At 33.4% G+C, this 20362-nt stretch carries 14 protein-coding genes; 1 reads left to right on the forward strand and 13 read right to left on the reverse strand.

Features of this window, described 5'->3' with window-relative positions:
• Positions 1–3: 3 nt before the first annotated feature.
• The 13 genes from OZP08_RS04135 to OZP08_RS04195 form a co-directional block, all read right to left on the reverse strand.
• Positions 4–813 carry a hypothetical protein gene (locus OZP08_RS04135; RefSeq protein WP_281323075.1) on the reverse strand — a complete coding sequence of 270 codons (810 nt, stop codon included), beginning with the start codon at positions 811–813 and terminating at the stop codon, positions 4–6.
• A gap of 16 nt (positions 814–829) precedes the next feature.
• Positions 830–3313: a hypothetical protein gene (locus OZP08_RS04140; protein WP_281323076.1), complete on the reverse strand. Its 2484-nt coding sequence runs from the start codon at positions 3311–3313 to the stop codon at positions 830–832.
• Between the two features lie 69 nt (positions 3314–3382).
• A complete protein-coding gene (locus OZP08_RS04145; RefSeq protein WP_281323077.1) occupies positions 3383–6442 on the reverse strand; it encodes a hypothetical protein in 3060 nt (1019 codons plus the stop codon).
• 2 nt (positions 6443–6444) lie between these two features.
• A complete protein-coding gene (locus tag OZP08_RS04150) occupies positions 6445–9642 on the reverse strand; it encodes a baseplate J/gp47 family protein (RefSeq protein WP_281323078.1) in 3198 nt (1065 codons plus the stop codon).
• A 4-nt stretch (positions 9643–9646) separates the two neighbouring features.
• Complete coding sequence (locus tag OZP08_RS04155; protein WP_281323079.1) at positions 9647–10060, reverse strand: GPW/gp25 family protein; 414 nt, start codon at positions 10058–10060, stop codon at positions 9647–9649.
• 3 nt (positions 10061–10063) lie between these two features.
• Positions 10064–10354 carry a PAAR domain-containing protein gene (locus OZP08_RS04160; RefSeq protein WP_268848482.1) on the reverse strand — a complete coding sequence of 97 codons (291 nt, stop codon included), beginning with the start codon at positions 10352–10354 and terminating at the stop codon, positions 10064–10066.
• Between the two features lie 2 nt (positions 10355–10356).
• The gene (locus tag OZP08_RS04165; RefSeq protein ID WP_281323080.1) at positions 10357–12024 is read right to left on the reverse strand and encodes a phage baseplate assembly protein V; all 1668 of its coding nucleotides are present in this window, start codon (positions 12022–12024) and stop codon (positions 10357–10359) included.
• A 6-nt stretch (positions 12025–12030) separates the two neighbouring features.
• On the reverse strand, positions 12031–12801 hold the full coding sequence (locus tag OZP08_RS04170; protein ID WP_268848485.1) for a CIS tube protein: 771 nt from the start codon (positions 12799–12801) through the stop codon (positions 12031–12033).
• Positions 12798–12971, reverse strand: coding sequence for a DUF5908 family protein (locus OZP08_RS04175; protein ID WP_268848486.1), 174 nt, complete (start codon positions 12969–12971; stop codon positions 12798–12800). The genes OZP08_RS04170 and OZP08_RS04175 overlap by 4 nt, the downstream gene beginning before the upstream one ends.
• An 11-nt stretch (positions 12972–12982) precedes the next feature.
• Positions 12983–13441, reverse strand: a complete 459-nt coding sequence (locus OZP08_RS04180) for a phage tail protein (protein ID WP_268848487.1) — start codon at positions 13439–13441, stop codon at positions 12983–12985.
• A gap of 5 nt (positions 13442–13446) precedes the next feature.
• A complete protein-coding gene (locus tag OZP08_RS04185) occupies positions 13447–13887 on the reverse strand; it encodes a phage tail protein (protein ID WP_268848488.1) in 441 nt (146 codons plus the stop codon).
• A gap of 44 nt (positions 13888–13931) precedes the next feature.
• Positions 13932–15887 carry a phage tail sheath family protein gene (locus OZP08_RS04190; protein ID WP_281323081.1) on the reverse strand — a complete coding sequence of 652 codons (1956 nt, stop codon included), beginning with the start codon at positions 15885–15887 and terminating at the stop codon, positions 13932–13934.
• Positions 15888–15931: 44 nt separating this feature from the next.
• A complete protein-coding gene (locus OZP08_RS04195) occupies positions 15932–16612 on the reverse strand; it encodes a Pvc16 family protein (protein WP_268848491.1) in 681 nt (226 codons plus the stop codon).
• A gap of 288 nt (positions 16613–16900) precedes the next feature.
• Here OZP08_RS04195 and ileS point away from each other — a divergent pair, with 288 nt between their 5' ends.
• Positions 16901–20362: an isoleucine--tRNA ligase gene (gene ileS, locus OZP08_RS04200; protein ID WP_281323082.1), complete on the forward strand. Its 3462-nt coding sequence runs from the start codon at positions 16901–16903 to the stop codon at positions 20360–20362.

Here is a 20362-nt window from a genome sequence, read left to right on the forward strand (position 1 = left end):
TTTTTAGAAATTGAATTTGAATTCAGGACAATGAAAATGAATAGATGTAAAAATTTCGTCGCCAAATCGGAGTATATTTTTTTCCTGAAGGTTAAACAAGTTAAATATTACTCCTTTATCCTCAAATTTGATGTAAGCAGTCCAGATTCTAGGATTGTATATATTCCCTGTAGATACTCGGTTTTCGGAATTATTAACTGCAACAACAAAAGATAAATCTTCTTGCACATCAGGTTCTAAAATGGAATTAATTGTTTTATAAACCTCATCATCTAATGGGAAAAATAAAGGACCGGATATATTTTCGGTGACCCTAATTTTGAAAGTAAAGTTCACGGTTTGTCTCTCTATCCCTTTAAAAGAGTACCATAATGAGACATTGTTTGCTATAATTATAGGGTCTGGTTTCCAAAAATGAAACGGTGTTAATGAAGATGTACCAGATTTATTCTCTAGTGCTATAATTCTATCAGTTTGGTTTATATTGATGCTATCAATAGCGTTTATCTTCGTATTTATGGTATTGATTGATGTGTTTTGTTGATTATTTACTACTTCAATGCTACTGGCTCTTGTCTCTAAATTGGTAATTTTTGTGTTTATAGCATTGATAGAAGTATTTTGCTGATTATTAATTGTTTCTATATAATTAGTTCTTACTTCTAAATTGGCTGTTTTTGTATTGTTTTGAATTAAACCTTCATCAGAGAAATCTAACAATTCAGTCAATACAGTTCTTACTTCAAGTGCTGTATTATTGCCTTTGTCATTAATTGCGGCTATTTTAGGTTCTACGGTTGCTCTGGTTGCCATATCTTTTGTTTTTTGATTAAGTATTAAAATCTTCACCGTTAAAATCTCCTGGTTCTTTTGGTGGTTGCTCTTTTCCCAGGATAATATTTATAGTATCCCCTTCCGGACTATAGATGTATGGCAGATAAAAATCGGCTAGAACTACTTTTTGAGGAATAGCTGATTCATCTGTATCTATTGGTTCAAATTGTAGTAACGATTCTAAATTGCCTTTTAAAAATTCGATCATATATGGTGGAAATTTTTTATCCATATTATAATCAGCCATTTTTATTAAATTGGATTTTATTATGTTGGTTTGTTCTTTACAGTCTTTTAAAGCTTTATCATCGTATGGGAGTATAGGATCAAACTTGCTTTTTTTGAGTACGGCACCTTCTATAATATCAGCTTTTATTTGAGCATTATTCTCGCCAAAATCAATATCATCATTGTACTTTTTTATAGTATTTAGAAATTCTATTTCTTGAAAAGGAACTTCTTTTACCGTAAAAATGGAGCTATCTGTATAGATTAAAACAAAAGTTCCTCCTTTAGGAACTCCAGCTTTATGTTCTATTCCTTTATTTTTTTGTAAAAAAGTCGATAAGAATAATTCTTTATAGATATTCTCCCATCTACTTTGTGCTTCTTCAAAAATTACGGTGAACGGATCTTCTAAAAACAATTCATTAATTTCATCTAAATGATCGACTAAATCCTCTGCAAGTGCTGAAATTTTCTCTTTGTTCAGCGTTAAACAAAAGCGATGAAATAGGAACATAATGTTTAGATTTTTAAAAATCTCATAGAAATTTTTATAGCCTGGTAAAAATTCTTGTAAATCTTCTTTCAGTAAAATCTTCACTTGACTCAAAATAGTTTTAAGAGTCGTAATGGTTTGAGCACTTAATAGATTTTGTGAAATGATAGGTGCTTTGTTCTGATTGATCCAGTTTATTACAAATTCAGTAATGTTATAAACTTTCTTTTTAGCCATATCATAATCTAATTCCAGATCACCCCAACTTCCTTGGTGTTTTGAAATATCTACTTCTTTCCCCACAAAGTCTACTGCATTCAGGGCAATAACTTTGAAGGGTAAATTATAGGTATCTTTTATTGCTGTTAGTTGAGTTAAAACTGTTTGATAGTTTTGCCCAATATGACCTTCTATCCTAAAAAAGTTATACGGTTCTACATCATACAATAGCGGTTCTTTTACAGCTGGAATAGTTGTATAATTTGCTATATATGAGTAATAGGATAGGATTTCATTATTTCTGTTTTGAACTGTTTTTTCCGGATTCCATTTTTTATTTAGCTCTAGGATATTTTCATAATAAAAAGGAATCGATTTATTAGATAAAGGGATTGCACCATAAACAGAAGGAGTTATTTTTATTGTATCATCATCAATAGACCATGAATTAATTAAAAGAACTAATCTTTCGAACAAGAGTCTTAGCTTTTGGATTTCGATTTTTTCTGCATCGGAATTGCCCGTTTTTAAAAATGGAGTTCTAAAATCAGTTATTACCTTAGGATTACCAAGAATTACATGAAGCGGAAATACATTTTCATCTACACAACATAAAGTCGGATTTTGATTTTTGAAATCAATAATCTCATTAAACGCATACACAATGTCATACAGCCAGTCCCATAAGTATTGCACATTTAGGGATTCCTTATTGTTATTAATAACCGAAAGAAGTTTTTGTTTTGCCTGTAGCAATAACGAAAATTGTGAATCCTTGTCTATGATTCCTTTATAGTAATTATAAACAACGCCTATTTGTTGGGACATATTGGTTAATAAAGCATCGTCAAATATTTTTTTGAACGAATCCAATACATTCTGACCAGTAAGGAGTTTGGTAAAAGGAACACCATATCGTGGTAAAAATAAGGAATGAAAAGTCTCCGGATCTTGAAATGAAGGGAATTTTAAATTATTCAGTTCAGTTTGATTTATTAGTAATGGTCGAATGTTAAACTCAAACCTTTTTCCTTTATCGTCACAATTTGTACTAACACAATTTTTTTCATCAATTAATGCCGTTTCTAATAAAAGCAAGACCATTTTATTGTCAAAGAAATTATTAGGAATGGCTATTTTGTCGGGTTCAGTAGTATTGGACTCTAATAACTCAACTGTCTTTTTTATTGGAGCATACTTTTTTGAGTGTATAAATATTGGATCTAGAAAAGCTTCATTTTTTGTGTCTGGAGCCAAGAAAGTATTAGAAAGTTCGACATTATGGTAAAAAGAAAATATTTTCTCGCCCATTTCGATTTGAAATCCTAATGAAGTTACAGCTGTCCCACAAGAGATCTTTATTTGATTGGGTTGCGGAAAGGTAATGTCAAACCCACAAACAATACCAATGCCTATAAGCCCTTTGCGGGTAATACGATCCTGCTCTTCTAAATAACTTACAATCGTATTTAGGTGTTTTTGACTCAGTACTTGGTCAGCTTCAAATATGGGATATTTAGTAGTGGTGTATGCTTTCATATCTAGATAATATTTGTTTTTTAATGAAATTTTATATCGCTTTTTTGAGCGATTTCATAATGATATTTTTTAAAGTGTGCCTAATGCTGAATTTCCTAAAATAATTGGATTACTAATTTCGCTTAAATGACAATCATAAAGGTTTCCTTCCGGATACATGGTGTTTAATTCATTTAAGCTTTTTATCATTGCCTGATGGTTTTTTATGTAATTGCTTTTATCCAGTTTTGTCAAGGTGTTGGAACATTTTTTTATCCTGTAATAGCGGTAATTCTCTAACCAGTTTTTATAGGCTATTTGAAAAGACAACATATCGGCTTGATTAACCCAACAAATCTTTAGCAATACATGTGCTGGTGCTTCTTGTCTGAATATTTTTTCGGCATATTCCCTAAATGTCAAGTTTCTAAATCTTGACAAATAACCAGGCAAAACAATAGTTGCCTTAAAGGAATATGGATTGTTATTGGCTTCGTCCTTGCAATCATCTTGTAAACATACCGGGAGTAAATCGGGATCATTAAACAAAGTGCTGTCAAGCGGACGCAATAATATATGTTCTAAACAGTAAAAGTTTTCAAACGTTTCGCTCAAAGTCTGAAAGAGTTTTTTAGTATAATCGTAAGCTTCCAGTTGGCTGGAAAAAGATTTTTCGACCTTGGCTATTTTTTTGTTTTGATGGACTAGATAGATGTAGAATTTCTTGCTATAAGAATCTATTCTATAGGCATTGGTATCAAGAATATGTGCTTGAGCCCAATTCCATTTTTCGATCAAGTCTACTGCTGGAGACTCTATTTTAAAGAGTATAGAACCTTGTTTTGTATTTACGGTCCATTGTGTTTGAGGAGTAATTTCGGTTACAATATCTCTTAATTGAATATTATTTATTCCCAAAAGTTTGGCGACTCTTTTTTCATAACCTCCTCTGGAATCGGTGTCCCAAAAATCTTGGTATTTAAAGGTGTTTGCTTCTATTGTTACATTCAAATAATCCATACCAATCCCTCTTTGGCTACTGATTATTGGATATTGATTAATGAAATTTTGTTTGTCCTGTATTAAATCATCATACTGAAAGGAAAGCTCTCCCAAGCCTTTTGAATCTTGGTTTACCTGATACATCATAAAAACATAATCATTGAAGCTTTCACCAAAACGAGCCATTAAATGATCTAAAGATCGGTTCCTGCGCTCATAAAATTTCAACTTGGATTCGTATAATGAAATATCATCCATCAAAGAAACTGAGTCATTGTTAGTAATGGTCAGTTTTTCTTTTAATTGTGAAGAGTAAATTTCTTTTGAATAAAAATCCCCACCTGTTAAGTCATCTTTTTCTAAATATTTTGGGAAATAACTTCCATCGATTGTAAGGGTGTCTAATAGGTTTTTTGCATTATATAGTTGATTAAAAAAATCTGCTAAGATTTGATCATAAAAATGCAAATACCCTTTTAATTGGCTTACCTGTGCCTTTCTTTTATCTGGAACTTTATCTGATAATTTATTTTTGCCTAATCCATAATTCATCGGGAATTCATCCTGAATGCTATAGTATTCGTCTAATTGATAGAACTGTCCGGAAGGAAAAGGGAGTTCATTATTGGTGTTTAATAGTTTGTAATTTTTTTGTTGTGATTTATAGACTTGAATTTTTTGGTCAACCATCATTTGGTTGGTTTCTGAAAGCAAGAATGGGATACCTTTTTGAAATAAAAGAAGCTTTGATTTATTCGATGTAAAAACAGGATTAACTTTCCCGGACAGATTTAAGCACCAAGCTTTATTTGTTTTCTCGGATAACGGGTTACCATACTTATCATAAGCTGTAAGCAGCATATTGCTTACGGAAATCACCCCTTTTATTTGCATTAAAGCTGCAATTATATCTGATGAATGTATAGAGGTTGGTAACTGAGAATTAATTATCTCTTCATCCTTCAAAAAACCATGGGTTAGTTTTGGGCCTAGAAATAAATCCTCAGAATGATATCCTTGTTCTATAAGTTGTGCCAATGTATAAAACTTTATTGGCGGATTTATGATGTCATTGATGGTAATCTGAATTTGAGCCATTACATCAATCACATTGCTTTGAGGTTCAATTTCAATGTCTGCACAAATAGCAATTTCAACACTATCAATGGTTTCTATGCATAAAAAATCTTCGGATAGATTTCTATTTTGATGCAATCGATATTGAATTTCTGAAAATGTTTTTTGAACGGTTTTCTTTTTATTTTCAAAAAGAGAAACAAATTCACAAATGTTTTTTTCGGTTTTGAAATAATTTAAGGTTGCATGAAGCTCACGGGCATCATAAGGAATTATCAGGAACTCTAAAGAATCATTAAGGTTGTCAGATCTATAAATAGTTAGCTTGATTTTGTTTTCAAGATTGCCATTATCTTTATTTTTAACCTGCTCTATTGTTTTGTTTTTAATTTTTTGAGGTTTGTCCATCTTAGCAAATAGTAATGCTTTTGGATCATTCCAGGAATTAAAAAGAGGATCAATATTTACCTGAATCCAATTGTTGCCTTCTAAGAATTCAAAATCTAACAAAGTCGAATTCAAATCACCCAAAATAGGATCATCTTCTAGTTCAATAAATATTTTATTAAGCCCTCCCAACGGAAGTTTGCTTAAAGGTTTATTGTTTTTATCGGTGTTTTTTAGACTTAGTTTGTCTTCTAAAACATTTACATATAATGGAACTTCATTGTCATTTACTTGTAGAAAGCCAAGTTCATCCGTGGTTTTTTGAGTTGCCAAAAACCAAGCATTCGAAACGCTATCAATATCTATTATTAATTTTCTATAATCAATCTCAGTTAGCGGAGCATTTGTAAATATGGCACTTGCCGGAAAAAAAGTTTGATTAGAAATTACCCCTTTTTTATTGGAGAGTAAATCTTTTATGTCAAAATCGGTTCTATAACCTAACTCAGTGATAGCATAACTTAAAATTTCGAGTATAGTGATTCCTGGATCATGCGGATTGTAATCTGTCCAGAGTTTATGACCTAGTTTTTCTATATATTTCAGACCCTCTGTCCTCAAGAATTCATAATCTTGAGCAGGAAGTAATGTTCTGTCTTTTGCTATAAAATATTCCGTTTTCATATCTAGGAATTGTTTTTAATTTCCTCAATCAGATGAGTGTCATTAGGAATAAATAAGGTGAAATCTGTTTTAGGAATAATTTTTTTCACATTAAGATATTTTGCTTTTTCACTTTCATTCGTTGCATCCAGAATGATTTGATTCACTTCAAAGTCAATGATATAGTCAACAAAAGATTGATTGTCTATTAAAGCTATTAATGAGGCTATTTCTATTGTATTTGCAAACGTAACCTCATCATTTTCAAAAGCCCAAGGACTTAAATGCTGATTAATCGTTTTTATTAAAAGACTAGAATAGAGTTGTGTATCTGCACCAATAATGTCATGGTACTTTACCTTAAATTTCAATTGAATCTTTTCTAATGTTGGAGATTTTACCAAGATTCTTGCATGTGGTGATGCAACTTCCTGAATCATATCTTTTATTCTTTTCATCGTACCCAAACTCAGTAAAGGTTTCCAGGATACTAAGTTTTGATAGTCATTTGATTTCGCAATAGGGATTAATGTAATATATCCGGCGGAAACATTAGAAATGGCTTTTGAATCATAACGATAATGGTTCAAGCATTTCACTCTAAATACCTCTGGAAATTCTTGAAGAATTAATCTTTCATAATCCCAAGATGTGATTGCTCTTTTCTTATGACGCAGTCTTTCACTGGATCTTTGATGCAACAGGCTGTCATCTTCTTGTTTTTTGCCTCCAAAAGAGGTGTACGGTTGGTTTACTTTTTTCACAAAATCCAAATGGTCATTTAGTTTTGAGATCGTTTCCTTAGTTGTGTTTTCTAAAAAGACGCTACCATTTTGCTCATAATCTACTAAAACCGCTTTTAGTGCTTGTTCATGTATTCCTAGGCAGTTGCAAATAGCATCTATCTTATCAACCGTTATTTTTATCCAAAAAAGTTTCGGATCAAGAATTGTGGTGTCTTTTGTCTGAAATTCAGTAATCGAAAGTTGCACTAAGCCGGATTGTGTTAATCCATTTGTTTCATCACCAATTTCATGGGGATCAAGTTCTATCCAAGTGTTATTTTTTAAGTATTCCCATTTTATGGTGGCAAATTCTTGTCTCGGATTGGCAGTACCTTCAGCTAATTGAAACAAAAGGCTCAATCCGTTTCCTGAAACAACATTTTCAAAACCCAGAAATAATTCGCCTCCTACTGGCTGATTTTCTGTTAATGGAAATGAAGAATCTTTTATTTTTTGATACCCAAAAGGGAGTATATGATACAAATCTATTGGAGTAGTTGTTTTTTCCACTCCTTTGTTGTTGGTATAAACTTCGGTTACAGTATAATCAAGTAGAATGCTGTCAATAGTAGTTGCATGTGGTAAACTTCCTCCGTTCTTAACGGCTGTAATGTAGCTGTTTAAAAAACTTTCGCCTGCATATTTGCTGTCATTCAGTATTATTTTTAAATAACCGGATTTACTAAAATTATCAGGTAAGGTGTTTACTTCTTGGTATTCTTCAATTGGGTTTGTATTGGTAAACGTATTCTCAAATTTTTTCAAATCAACCCACAAACCATTTTCATATTTTTCTATTCTAGTTTCATCATATAAAATGGTGATTTCTCTATATGGTTCATCATACCAATAGTCGTGGTGAGGCCCATGATGATCTGGCTTTTTTTTCTCTCTTTGTTCTGTTTGATAGACAAATAAAGGAGGGTTGATATTGAATGTTAAAACTGCATTTTTCTTTATAAAGAATTCTGGACAACCTATTACAAATCCATTGCCTTTTCTTGGGAAATCTCCAAAGGGTTTAAAGGGTTTGTTGGTATCTACAGATCCAGTATCAGTTCCTAAGATAAAATTTTTCAAACCGGTTACACTCACTTTTATCTCGAGTTTGTTTACGGTAATTTTTTCATTAGGGTATAATGGGACAATCTTTAAAACAGGGTAGACCGTTTTTAGATTTATTTCTTTATGAATTTCAGCATTGTAAGCTATTATCTTTTTTTCAGAAGCAGGGATCGTTAGAATGTTACCTGTTTTATTACTGATTTCAATGCAAGCTTTCTCGCTTGTGATATAAAATTTATATCTGGAAGTGTCTAACGCTGCGTTGTTTATTTTTATATGGATAGTTCTATTTCCTCCACTCAAGAAAAAAAGCGGACTTGCAATCAGTAATCCTTTTTCTACGGGAATAGAGTTGTTTGCAAAAACATTAAAAGGAGTGTTTTTCCCGTTTAATTCAAGAAGGTTTGACTGTTTCCATTCTTTATTTGTAAGCGTAGTGTAACTGCTTAGAATTGATTTTATTTTAATATTATTTATGGCTTGGTCTGCAGTTGCGGCATAATATTTATTTTTCCCAAGTGAATTTTTTCCAGCTGGAAAAATAGTTCCTTTTGGTAAGAGAGATACATTGTTTAGGCGTGATGGTTCTATTGTAAGGTGCACATAATCTGGAATGGCATTTGCAGGTTTAATTTGCAAAACGTCTTTATAATAGAAATCGAGTTGTTTTTTTGTAAATTCATTTAACTGCTTTTGGGCAACTCCTAAGAGTTTTAAAAATGTTAGAAAAAGAGTGTAATTAGGACTGTGTCCTGCGTAATTTTCTAATTGATTTTGAATACTGTCTTTACTGGCAAGTTTCCAATTTAGCAAAAGCCCAAAGAGTTGCTGAGTATTTTTATTAAACTCATAACTATTGAGTAAAGGCATAATTGCTGAAGCTGGTGCTATCTTTTGAAGGATATAAGTTATTTTGTCTTCGATATAGGATTGTGTGGCCAGAAAGTATTGTTTTGCTGCAATGTGATCGTCTATCCTATTAATCTTGGCTATAACTCTTTTGATTTCTTCTTTCAGGTCTTCAAAGAAATGTATTAGAATCTTCTTTTGAGCTGCTGGATTAGCAGTAATTGTAATTTCTCTTTTTTTGATTTCATAGTTTGCCTGAATGCGTTCAATATCCCATAAAAACAATTGAACTAATATAGAAGTAGATTCCCATTGAAAAAAAGGTGCCCAATTCCCATCTTCATTATTATCATTGTTAATGAATTTTAGATAATTAGAAATTTTTTGGGCAAACTGAATAAAATCGATTTCTGTTCTTTCATCAACAAGGAAATAATCCGTTTTTAGAGCAGCTAAAAAGCGCTCTTCTTGGGTCGTTCCCATTCCTTGATGAATTGATATTTTAGATGAGCAAGATTCCATGAAGTTATTGTTTTAAATAGGTTCCTTCCTCTATATAAAATGGGAATACGTAGTTTTGCCTTGAATTTGTTGCTCGAATGGTATACTCAATTTCTATTTGAATCACACCTTCTGATACCTCTTTTGATCCAAAATATACGGCATTGAAATCTATTCTGGGTTCGTACTTTAGTATGGAATTTTTAATAATCCCTTTTATTTTAGTTAGTAGAGTTGTTGTAATATTTTCAAATTGCAACGGAGATAAATTACAACCAAAATCTGACCGCATAATTCTTTCTCCTATTTGGGTAGATAAAAGAATATGCAAACTTTGATGTATGTCATTTTCGTTTGAAACGGTTTCTATAGTTCCAAAAAAAGAATCAAACGTAGGCGGAAAACTCCAGCCTGTTCCTAAAAATGTTTCTTCGCTCATATCTTAACCTCCTATTAATACTGTTGGACACCCTATTATTATTTTCCCTCCGTGAGCGGTTGAATCTCCCATTCTTGCGGCACCTTTTCCTCCAATCAACACTGATGTGGAGCCTTGAATTATAGAATCTGGCGGGCCTGTGCAAATGCAATTGTCTCCTAATGTAGAGGCAGGCATACCTCCTATAAGGACTGAAGTATTTCCTCCAGGCATTATAGGTCCTCCAACGTGTGGAACTGTGGCTGTCACCATGGGACAGATATGCATATCGGTACTTCTCGCAGCAGCTCCCATTCTTAGTTTAATTTGATGATACTTCCTTTTAGCTCCATAGTTGCTGATGCATTCACCTTGCATCCCATACTTTCCATTTTTACATCTCCTTTTGCCTTTATTATTAAATCTTTGCTGCTTTCTATGGTTATCCCGTCTTGGTTCATCATTATTTTGTTTTTATTTTCATCTTCAAGAACAAACCCCTTTTCGTCATCGCTTATCAAAAGTTTATTCCCTTTTTTTGTACTTAATTCTATAAACTTTTTTTCATCATCCAGAATTATTTTTGTGCCTTCTTTTGTCACAAAACCCTTAACATAATTTTCTTTTGCAATTGGGAAAGGCATTTTATTGGCACTACTGTATAGGCTTCCCAATACTATTGGAGTATCAGGATTATTTCCCAAACAGCCCAATATTACCTCATCACCAACACTTGGTATAAAATAGCTTCCCATCTCTTTTGAGGCATTCAGAGTGGCTAATCGAGCCCATACTCCTTCTCCTTTTTCGGATAAAATAGGGATGCGTACCTTTATTCTAAATTCGTTATTGGGATCTTCGTCTATTTGTGTAACAACTCCTATTTGTAAACCATTTATGGAATTGTTTTGGCCAATTTGTGCTTGTGGACTGGGTGATTGTTTGACGGCGCTTTCAGCAAACGTTTGTTCGCCTTCTAATCCAAATGTGTATTCTGTTTTCCAACATCCTTTAGCTATGCTATGCTGTTCGGCGGTAATTAATAATAGTACATCATCAATTTTTTCATTGACTTTTTTACATTTTATATAATCTCCAGCTTTAGCTTCTAGATTGCCAAATGTTTCTACTTTTCCATTAGTTGTTTGAATAATACTTTTTGTCAAAATAGATTCAGCCATCCTTTTTAGAGTAGATGGGTCAAACCTACTCTCATTGAGTTTTATTGTTTTTTTAATGTCATTAAGTGATTCTTGTTCCTTAAATTCATTTTTTACAGCTTGAGTAGCTGGATCCCAATATTCTATGGTTGCTTTTCTTATCTTTTTTGTAATGTCTGATTTTCCAGAAAAAGCAAAAACATTGGTTCCATTCTCGGCTAGATATTTTTCTGAAGATGGGGTTTCTAAAATGTCAACTCCGTTAAATTCAGAATTTCGTACCGCTACAAAAACGCCAATTGAGTCAAGGTAGCTTAAAACAAAATCCCAAGGACAGGTATTGGTGTTATGTGTTATTTTTTCTTTTCCCCAACCTTTTCCGGATAAACTACTGTTGAGGGTTAACCCTTTAGTGAATAGCTTTAGCTTATCATCGAATGTCTGGTCATTTGTTTCAGCTTCTGTAGATGGCAAAGTCATTGCATGTGCTTTGTCTTTGCATTCTATTTTTACATTAATATAATTTCCGGCTTGAAGTTTTTCTACGGATTTAATGAATCCTTTAAAAAGTGTTTTCTTTTTATCTCCGGAAAATATGTCAAACGTTATTTCTTGATCTACTTGTAATTTATCACTTGGCAATGCCATATTATTGTCCAAGTCATAGTTTGAGGCCAAAAAAGTAAATTTTGCAGACGGAATTTTATTCAATTCAAAGTTTATTCTAGCATCTGTTAATAAAGTATCCAATCCATTATTATCAGTTCCTATCAGAACCTCAACTCTTAATACTTCTTCTGTCGCTATATAAGGGGTAACAGACATATTTGTTTATTTTATTGGAGGGAATATTAATTTTGTGCCTATATTAATTTTTCTAAAGCTCAATAATTTATTGCGTTTGGCAACATCTATATAGTGTTCTGGATTTTCATAAATTCCTTCGGCTAGTAATGTTATTTTATCATTCATCATAAACTCTCGTTCATGGGTCAAATCTGGAGAGCTTTTTTTCTGCTCCTCTACCATTGACTTATAGGTGGCAGTTCCTTTAAACAAACATTTGGCCTTTGCTCTTATAGGGCAACCATCACCGCGGAACAGGTAGTACTCGACCTCCATGTTTTTTAATCTGCAGGGTAATTCATAGCCTCCCCATAAAAGTTTTAAATAGGCTGTCTGATGTTTTTGCCCATCAAAACCCATCAATAGATTTTTAAATTCTTCTATTGCTTCTTCTACAGATTTTACTTCATCAAAGGGGTTTACTAATACGGGTTTTAGACCATCTGCAAATGATGAAACGTTATCCAGTAAAGACATTTTTCCTTTACCGTCTTTAATTTTTCCCGGAGGAACAACTCCTGAACTATCAAAAATAAAATCAAAAGTGACCTCAGGACTTTCAATTCGATCAAATTTTAATTCATTACTAGTAGCTCCCATAGGTTGTCCTTCGCAAAAAACAACATTATGTTTTACAGTATATTTATCTGGATTGAGCTGAACAAAAATGGTTTTTTTAGGATCTTTTTTGTAAGTAGGATCATTATAGACCTCAATCCGCATTTTGTCAATTATGCCTAGTGCTGCCTGTATCATCTTTCTTCTCTTTCTTTTAGTTTCTCTAATATTTTATCCATGCATTCCTTAACCAGTTCAGATTTCAGTTTGTCTAAATGGAGATTAGAAACTGTTGTTTCTGCTAGAGAGTTGGGTTTTTCCTCATCAATTTTTACTTTGATATGCAATTCTTTAATTTCTATAGCCATTCAATTATGTTTTAAAAACTAGGTATTGGTATTTCTTTAAATGAGTTGTATTTTAAAGTAATAGTCTCAATAACGATCTTATTTTCCTCAGCATTAAAATCACCATAATCAACAGATAGAGGAATGGCATGCGAAACATACCAAGCCTTTACAGGGTTTCCTTTTTCATTTAATAAAGAAACGAGAAGATTTGCTGGTGCAAAATTGAAGTTCTCTATGGCATTTGAACACCATAGAGAAACTCCAGACATATCGGAAGTTAAACCTCTTTTTAAAACCAAATCCTGATATCCGGTTCGAAAGGGTAACTGATGTGTATATCTATTTTGGCCACCTTCTTTGTAAGCCTCCATTTCTACAGTCGCCTTAAGTCCGGTAACACTCTGAAATTTGGTATCAATACTAAATTGAGGCAATAATTCAAAAATGACGGAAAAATGAAAACCTACTATAGGGTCATTATTTGCCATAATAATTAGGCTACATGTTCCATAGTAAATCCGTGATTGGCTATCTCAACAGTATCAATTGCAGCTTCGTTAGCATCGGCTTTCATGTCTGAACATTTTAAGGAAACGATAAAACAGTCTTTTACTTTCCAAACAACGACAGGAGCATGGTTTTCATTTAAAAGGGAAATTGTTATGTTTCTTCTTTCAACTGTGTTCATTGCAACGGTATTGTACCATTGATAAAACTCATTATCACCGGCAAAGACTCCTCTTTTTAGTGAAATGTTGTTTAATTTTTGCAAGCCTGGCATCTTCTTTTTAAAGAATTCAGGACTAGAACCTACTCTATGTTCAATGATATCCATTTCTTTATTCAAGCCTGAAACTTCAGTAAAAGCTATTTTTGTACCACCCCATTCTACGCTAAAATGAAACTTTGGTAACGGGAAATCTGTATTTGGCATAATGATATGTTTTTAGAATTATTTGTAGATAAATAAAATGATTACTATGATTTTTGAAGCATTTGTTTGAATTCTAATACTATGAATTCTGCCGGTCTTGAAGGAGCATATCCTATTTTCACAATCATTCTTCCTTCTAGAATATCTTGGGCTGTCATTGTTTGGTTAATTCCAACAGCCACAAAAAAGGCATGCTCTGGTTTAGCTCCTGCTAATGCCCCATCATTCCAAATAGAAGTAAGATAATTTTCAATCATTCCTTTTACATTAACCCAAGTTTGAGAAACATTAGGCTCGAATACAAATCGCATACAGGCTTTTTTGACTGATTCTTCAATCATATTGCCAAGACGTCTTACGTTGATATAGCGCCAGTCGTTGCTATTTCCGTCAAGAGTACGCGCTCCCCAAACTAAGAATCCTTTTCCTGTAAACTTTCTAATCGCATTAATTGATTTTCCGGTTTCATGAATGTTCATTGGTTCTTGATCAAAGTCATTAATATCGGCAGTTAAACTAATGATGCCGTTAATGCTTACGTTTGCTGGTGCTTTCCAAACACCTCTTGTTGCATCTGTTTGAGCATAAATACCAGCAATAGCCCCAGATGGAGGAATAGTATTCATACTTTTTGATAGTTTGGAAACGATTGTTGCGTAAATTGGCATTTGAGCAATCAAGTTGTTTTCTTGAACCAATTCATATTTATAAATTGAATTTATTGCAGACTCTAATGTATTAATGATTTGAGTTTGCAGTTTATTGAGCTCAGCTTGAATTTTAATAAAATCAGGTTCGTCATGTTTTGGAACAACTGGACCAACTGTAGCAGGAACTTCATTGCTTAATTTTCCGTCATATTCGTTTGTTACAGATGCTGTCATGGCTGAGATTAATCCCCAATTTCCATTATAATCAGCATCACTAATCGATAATCCCAGTGGATCAACTGGAGTCGCATCTGTTTTGGATAATTTTTGATAGGCAGCTCTAAAATCAATCAATTTTTGGGCTAATGGTTTTAGGCTAAGGCTTACAATGTCATCATTAAAATATTTTTTGAAATCTGCATTTACTGATGCATCTGGTTTTCCAAAAACTTTTAATAAATTCCAGCTTTTGCCTAAGTTAGAATTTAATTTTGTTGCATTTGCTGAAGCCCAATCCAAAAGTTTATTGGCGGTTAAACTGGCTCCCCAATTCGTTTTTAGAGTGTTTATGTCTGTGCCGTGTAAGCTTACAAAAGCATCTATGCTGTTTTTTAGTTTGGTGTCATTTGGATAAAATATTTTAAATCCTCCAGCACCTACAGCTGTATTGATATCGGAGAATCTAAATTTGTTAGGGAAATTGGATAACAAATAAGGGTAATAGGCAGATCCATATTTTAGATTATTGGTACCAATGGCATCTCTAAAATCAGCATTATCAGCAGTTAATCCCTTTGTTTTATCATATTTTACATCCATAATGACAAAGCGATCCATTAGTTTTTGGCATTGTATTAAAGCCTGTTTTTGTACTTCTCCTAAATCTGCTACTGATAAATTGACAGCGTCAGGGAATAATAATAAAGTTGGCTCATCATATTTTTCTAAAGAGGTAATCCCAGTAACAAATTTTCCTTTTGTTGTTGCATCAAAAGCAGGATTATCAGAATACAAACCAATAGATTGGATATAACATTCTCCTCCGCCATTGGCATAGAAAAGTTGCAAACTATTATAGAGTTTAAATTTACTTTCATTTACGGTACAACTATCAAGAGGCAAGTTGTTCGCGTCTAGATTTATTGTAATTCCAAGAGGTTCTGCAGGACCACCAAACAATTGTTGAAACTCAAGTAAGGATAAGATTCGAGTAGGAACATTTGGTAAAGGTGCAATTTCGGTAAAACCTATAAATGCAGGAACTGCTGTTGCTACTTGAGCAACTGAAGGTGGGAATGCATCAATTTCATTTATGTAAACCCCTGGCGTTTTAATTGAGCTAATATTCATAATTTTTTAGTTTAATTATTTTAATTGCTTGATACTATTGTTGTTTATTCTAATTGTATTGATTTGGACTCCAATTCTCCAGTTTGATCACTTATGTCATTATTCCATAATTGAACTTTTGCTTTTTTGATTACATCTTGAGTTGGTAAGTCATCTTCTTTTTGTACACGTATCATACGCATGGTGTATAAAACAGAAGGCATATATCTGCTGCCTAAATAAGACCACATTTGGTTGAGTTGTTCCGTTTTTAGACTCACCAGATCTAAAATAAGTTTGTTCATTAACTTGGCCTGATTCTCGGAAATTTCGGTTTGTTCAAAAAAGTCAGTGTCATTTTCACCATAATAGAACACATTGTTTTGCTGTAAACATTGGATGATGTATTCCAGTTTATCAAGACCTTCACTGTATTTGCTTTGGTCTTTATTGTAAGAAGTGAATAATAGGGATATGACCAAATTTTGAGCCGGTTTTTTATACTTTTCTATAGAATTTCCGCTTCCGGAATATTCTTTATAGAGACTCATGTTTTTTAAGGTTTTATCCTCTTCAATATTTACAATAGAGAGGATCATTGATGATTTTTCTTGTACAAAATCATCCCCATCATTTAAAGTAGCCACATTTGTCAATTCTATATTGATTACAACTCCAACATTAAGCGAAGTAATTTTAGAAGTAATTTTCTTAGATAACTTGTCAAGTATTTTGGCTAAAGTCATGTTGTTGATTGGGGGTCTTTTAGGTTAGGCAGCCAAACTTAGACGATTTTTTAAAATCAAAAACACGTAGAAATACGTGTTTTTGAGAATGTTGTATGAAAAAGAGCTAAAATTTTTTATTGTTTTTAATCCGCGTTCTGTAAAATTATTAGGCATGTTTTATAAAAAAACGAAACTTAAAAAAGGTCAATTGATTACATTTTGAGGTAAGGTGCAACTTTTGTCTTGTGTTTTGCCTTTTTACTATAAAATTCCTTACTTTCGCACCACGATTAAGAAAAGGATAAAATGAGCACAAAATTTACTGAATACAAAGGACTTGACTTGCCTACTGTGGCGTCAGAAGTACTGGATTTTTGGAAGAAAGAAAACATCTTTGAAAAAAGTGTAACCACTCGTGAAGGAAATCCTCCTTTCGTGTTTTTTGAAGGACCACCTTCGGCAAATGGATTACCTGGAATACACCACGTAATGGCACGTGCTATTAAAGATATTTTTTGCAGATATAAAACCCAAAAAGGATTCCAAGTAAAGCGTAAAGCAGGTTGGGATACCCATGGTTTACCTGTGGAATTGGGTACAGAAAAAGAATTAGGAATCACCAAAGAAGATATTGGAAAAAAAATAACCGTAGAGGAGTATAACGAGGCGTGTAAGAAAACCGTAATGCGTTATACTGATGTATGGAATGACCTAACCGAAAAAATGGGGTATTGGGTAGATATGGAAGATCCGTATGTGACTTACAAATCCAAATACATGGAATCGGTTTGGTGGTTGCTGAAACAAATCTACAACAAGGATTTGATGTACAAAGGATATACGATTCAGCCGTATTCTCCAAAAGCCGGAACAGGGTTAAGTTCTCATGAGGTTAACCAACCGGGAAGTTACAGAGACGTTACCGATACTACAATCGTAGCACAATTTAAAGTGGTTGAAGACCAAAAGGAATTAGTTTTCAATACGTTTTATAATTACATAAATTCTAATAATTTAAAGCATTATAAGTTCGAAAGACTAGATCTTGATGAGATTCATTTCTTAGCTTGGACGACTACACCTTGGACTTTGCCAAGTAATACAGCTTTGACAGTTGGACCTAGAATTGAATACGTTTTAGTAAAAACATTCAATCAATATACTTTCCGTCCGTCGAATGTGATTTTGGCTAAAAACCTTGTTGGAAAACAATTTGGTAAAGGTTTTTTTGAAAGTACAGATCCAGCAGATTTTGAAAATTTCAAAGAAGGCGATAAAAAAATACCATTCCACATCCTTGCTGAATGCAAAGGGTCTGATCTAGTAGGTATCCGTTATGAGCAATTATTGCCATACGCGTTGCCTTACCAAAACCCAGAAAATGCTTTTAGAGTAATTTCGGGAGATTTTGTTACGACAGAGGATGGAACCGGAATTGTGCACACAGCACCAACTTTTGGAGCTGATGATGCCAAGGTAGCCAAAGAAGCTACACCAGAAGTACCGCCAATGTTAGTGTTGGACGAAAATGAAAACCCAGTTCCTTTGGTTGATTTACAAGGGAAATTCACTTCACACATGGGTGAATTTGGAGGTAAATATGTTAAGAATGAGTATTATGCTGAGGGAGAAGCTCCTGAGCGTTCTGTAGATGTTGAAATTGCCATTCGATTAAAAGAAGAAAATAAAGCATTCAAAGTAGAGAAGTATGTGCACAGTTACCCACATTGCTGGAGAACCGATACGCCTATTTTATATTATCCTTTGGATTCTTGGTTTATAAAAATCACTGAGGTTAGAGATCGTATGTTCGACCTTAACGAAAGCATTAACTGGAAGCCAAAAGCAACAGGAGAGGGACGTTTTGGAAATTGGCTGAAAAATGCCAACGACTGGAACTTGTCTCGTTCTCGTTACTGGGGAATTCCATTGCCGATTTGGAGAAGCGAAGATGGAACCGAAGAAATCCTTATAGGTTCTGTTGAAGAATTATACAACGAAATAGAAAAAGCAGTTCAGGCTGGTGTTCAATCAGAAAATCCATTTAAAGGATTCCAAGTTGGAAACATGTCTGATGAGAACTATGATTTAATTGATTTGCATAAAAATGTAGTTGATCAAATTACGTTAGTTTCAGCTTCAGGAAAAGCGATGAAGCGTGAGGCTGATTTGATAGACGTTTGGTTTGACTCAGGAGCAATGCCGTATGCACAATGGCACTATCCTTTTGAAAACAAAGAAAAAATAGACGGAAACAAAGATTACCCAGCAGATTTTATTGCCGAAGGAGTAGATCAAACTCGCGGATGGTTTTATACTTTACATGCTATCGGAACTTTGGTTTTTGATAAAGTAGCCTACAAAAATGTAGTGTCAAACGGATTAGTTTTGGACAAAAACGGACAAAAAATGTCTAAACGTTTGGGTAATGCTGCCGATCCTTTTGAGACTTTAAAAGAGTATGGCCCAGATGCTACGCGTTGGTACATGATATCGAATGCTAATCCTTGGGATAATTTAAAATTTGATTTAGAAGGAATCGCTGAGGTGCGTCGTAAGTTCTTTGGAACGTTGTACAATACATATTCGTTCTTTAGTTTGTATGCCAATATAGATGGATTTAAATACGATGAGGCTGAAATTCCGTTAAACGAAAGACCTGAAATTGACCAATGGATTATTTCGGAATTGAATACTTTAATTGCAGATGTAGATAGTTTTTATGCTGATTATGAGCCAACAAAAGCAGCTCGTGCTATATCTGAATTTGTTCAGGAAAACCTAAGTAACTGGTACGTTCGTTTGTGTCGTCGTCGTTTCTGGAAAGGAGAATATGCACAAGACAAAATTGCAGCTTATCAAACACTTTATACTTGTTTGCTATCTATTAGTAAAATAAGTGCTCCAATAGCTCCTTTCTTTATGGATGGACTTTACAGAGATTTAACAAAGGCTACACAATCAGAAAATTTTGAGTCAGTACATTTGGCCCAGTTTCCAATTTCGGTTGAAAAGTATGTTAATAAAATGTTAGAGAGCAAAATGCAGAAAGCGCAGACTATTTCATCACTTGTTTTATCACTTAGAAAAAAGGAGATGATTAAGGTGCGTCAACCATTGCAAAAGGTAATGATTCCAGTACTTGACGATAGTCAAAGGCTAGAAATAGAAGCAGTTTCGGATCTAATAAAAGCTGAGGTAAATGTAAAAGAAATTGTACTTTTAGATGATGCTTCGGGAATTTTGATCAAGCAAATAAAGCCAAATTTTAAAGCTCTAGGGCCTCGCTTCGGAAAAGATATGGGTCTGATTTCTAAAGAGATACAAAATTTATCTACAGAACAAATCTCACAATTTGACAAAGAGGGTAGCTTAGACATTATTATTGCAGGAAATAGTGTAACTTTATCCTTAGAAGACGTGGAAATATCATCACAAGATATTGAAGGATGGTTGGTTGCCAATTCAAACGGAATTACTGTTGCATTGGATATTACAATTTCTCCAGAGTTAAAACAAGAAGGAATTGCAAGAGAATTGGTAAACAGAATTCAAAATATCCGTAAGGATACCGGATTTGAGGTAACCGATAAAGTTAAAGTACATTTGAGAAAAAATGATACTTTGGAAATAGCAGTAAAAGCCAATGAGGACTATATTAAGTCAGAAACATTAACAGACATACTTGTTTTTGAAGAGACTATCGAAACTGGCACGGAAATTGACTTTGATGGAATAACAACAAAAATAACAATCACTAAAAATTAG

The sequence above is a fragment of the Flavobacterium aestivum genome (assembly GCF_026870175.2).
Classification (GTDB): Bacteria; Bacteroidota; Bacteroidia; order Flavobacteriales; family Flavobacteriaceae; genus Flavobacterium; species Flavobacterium aestivum.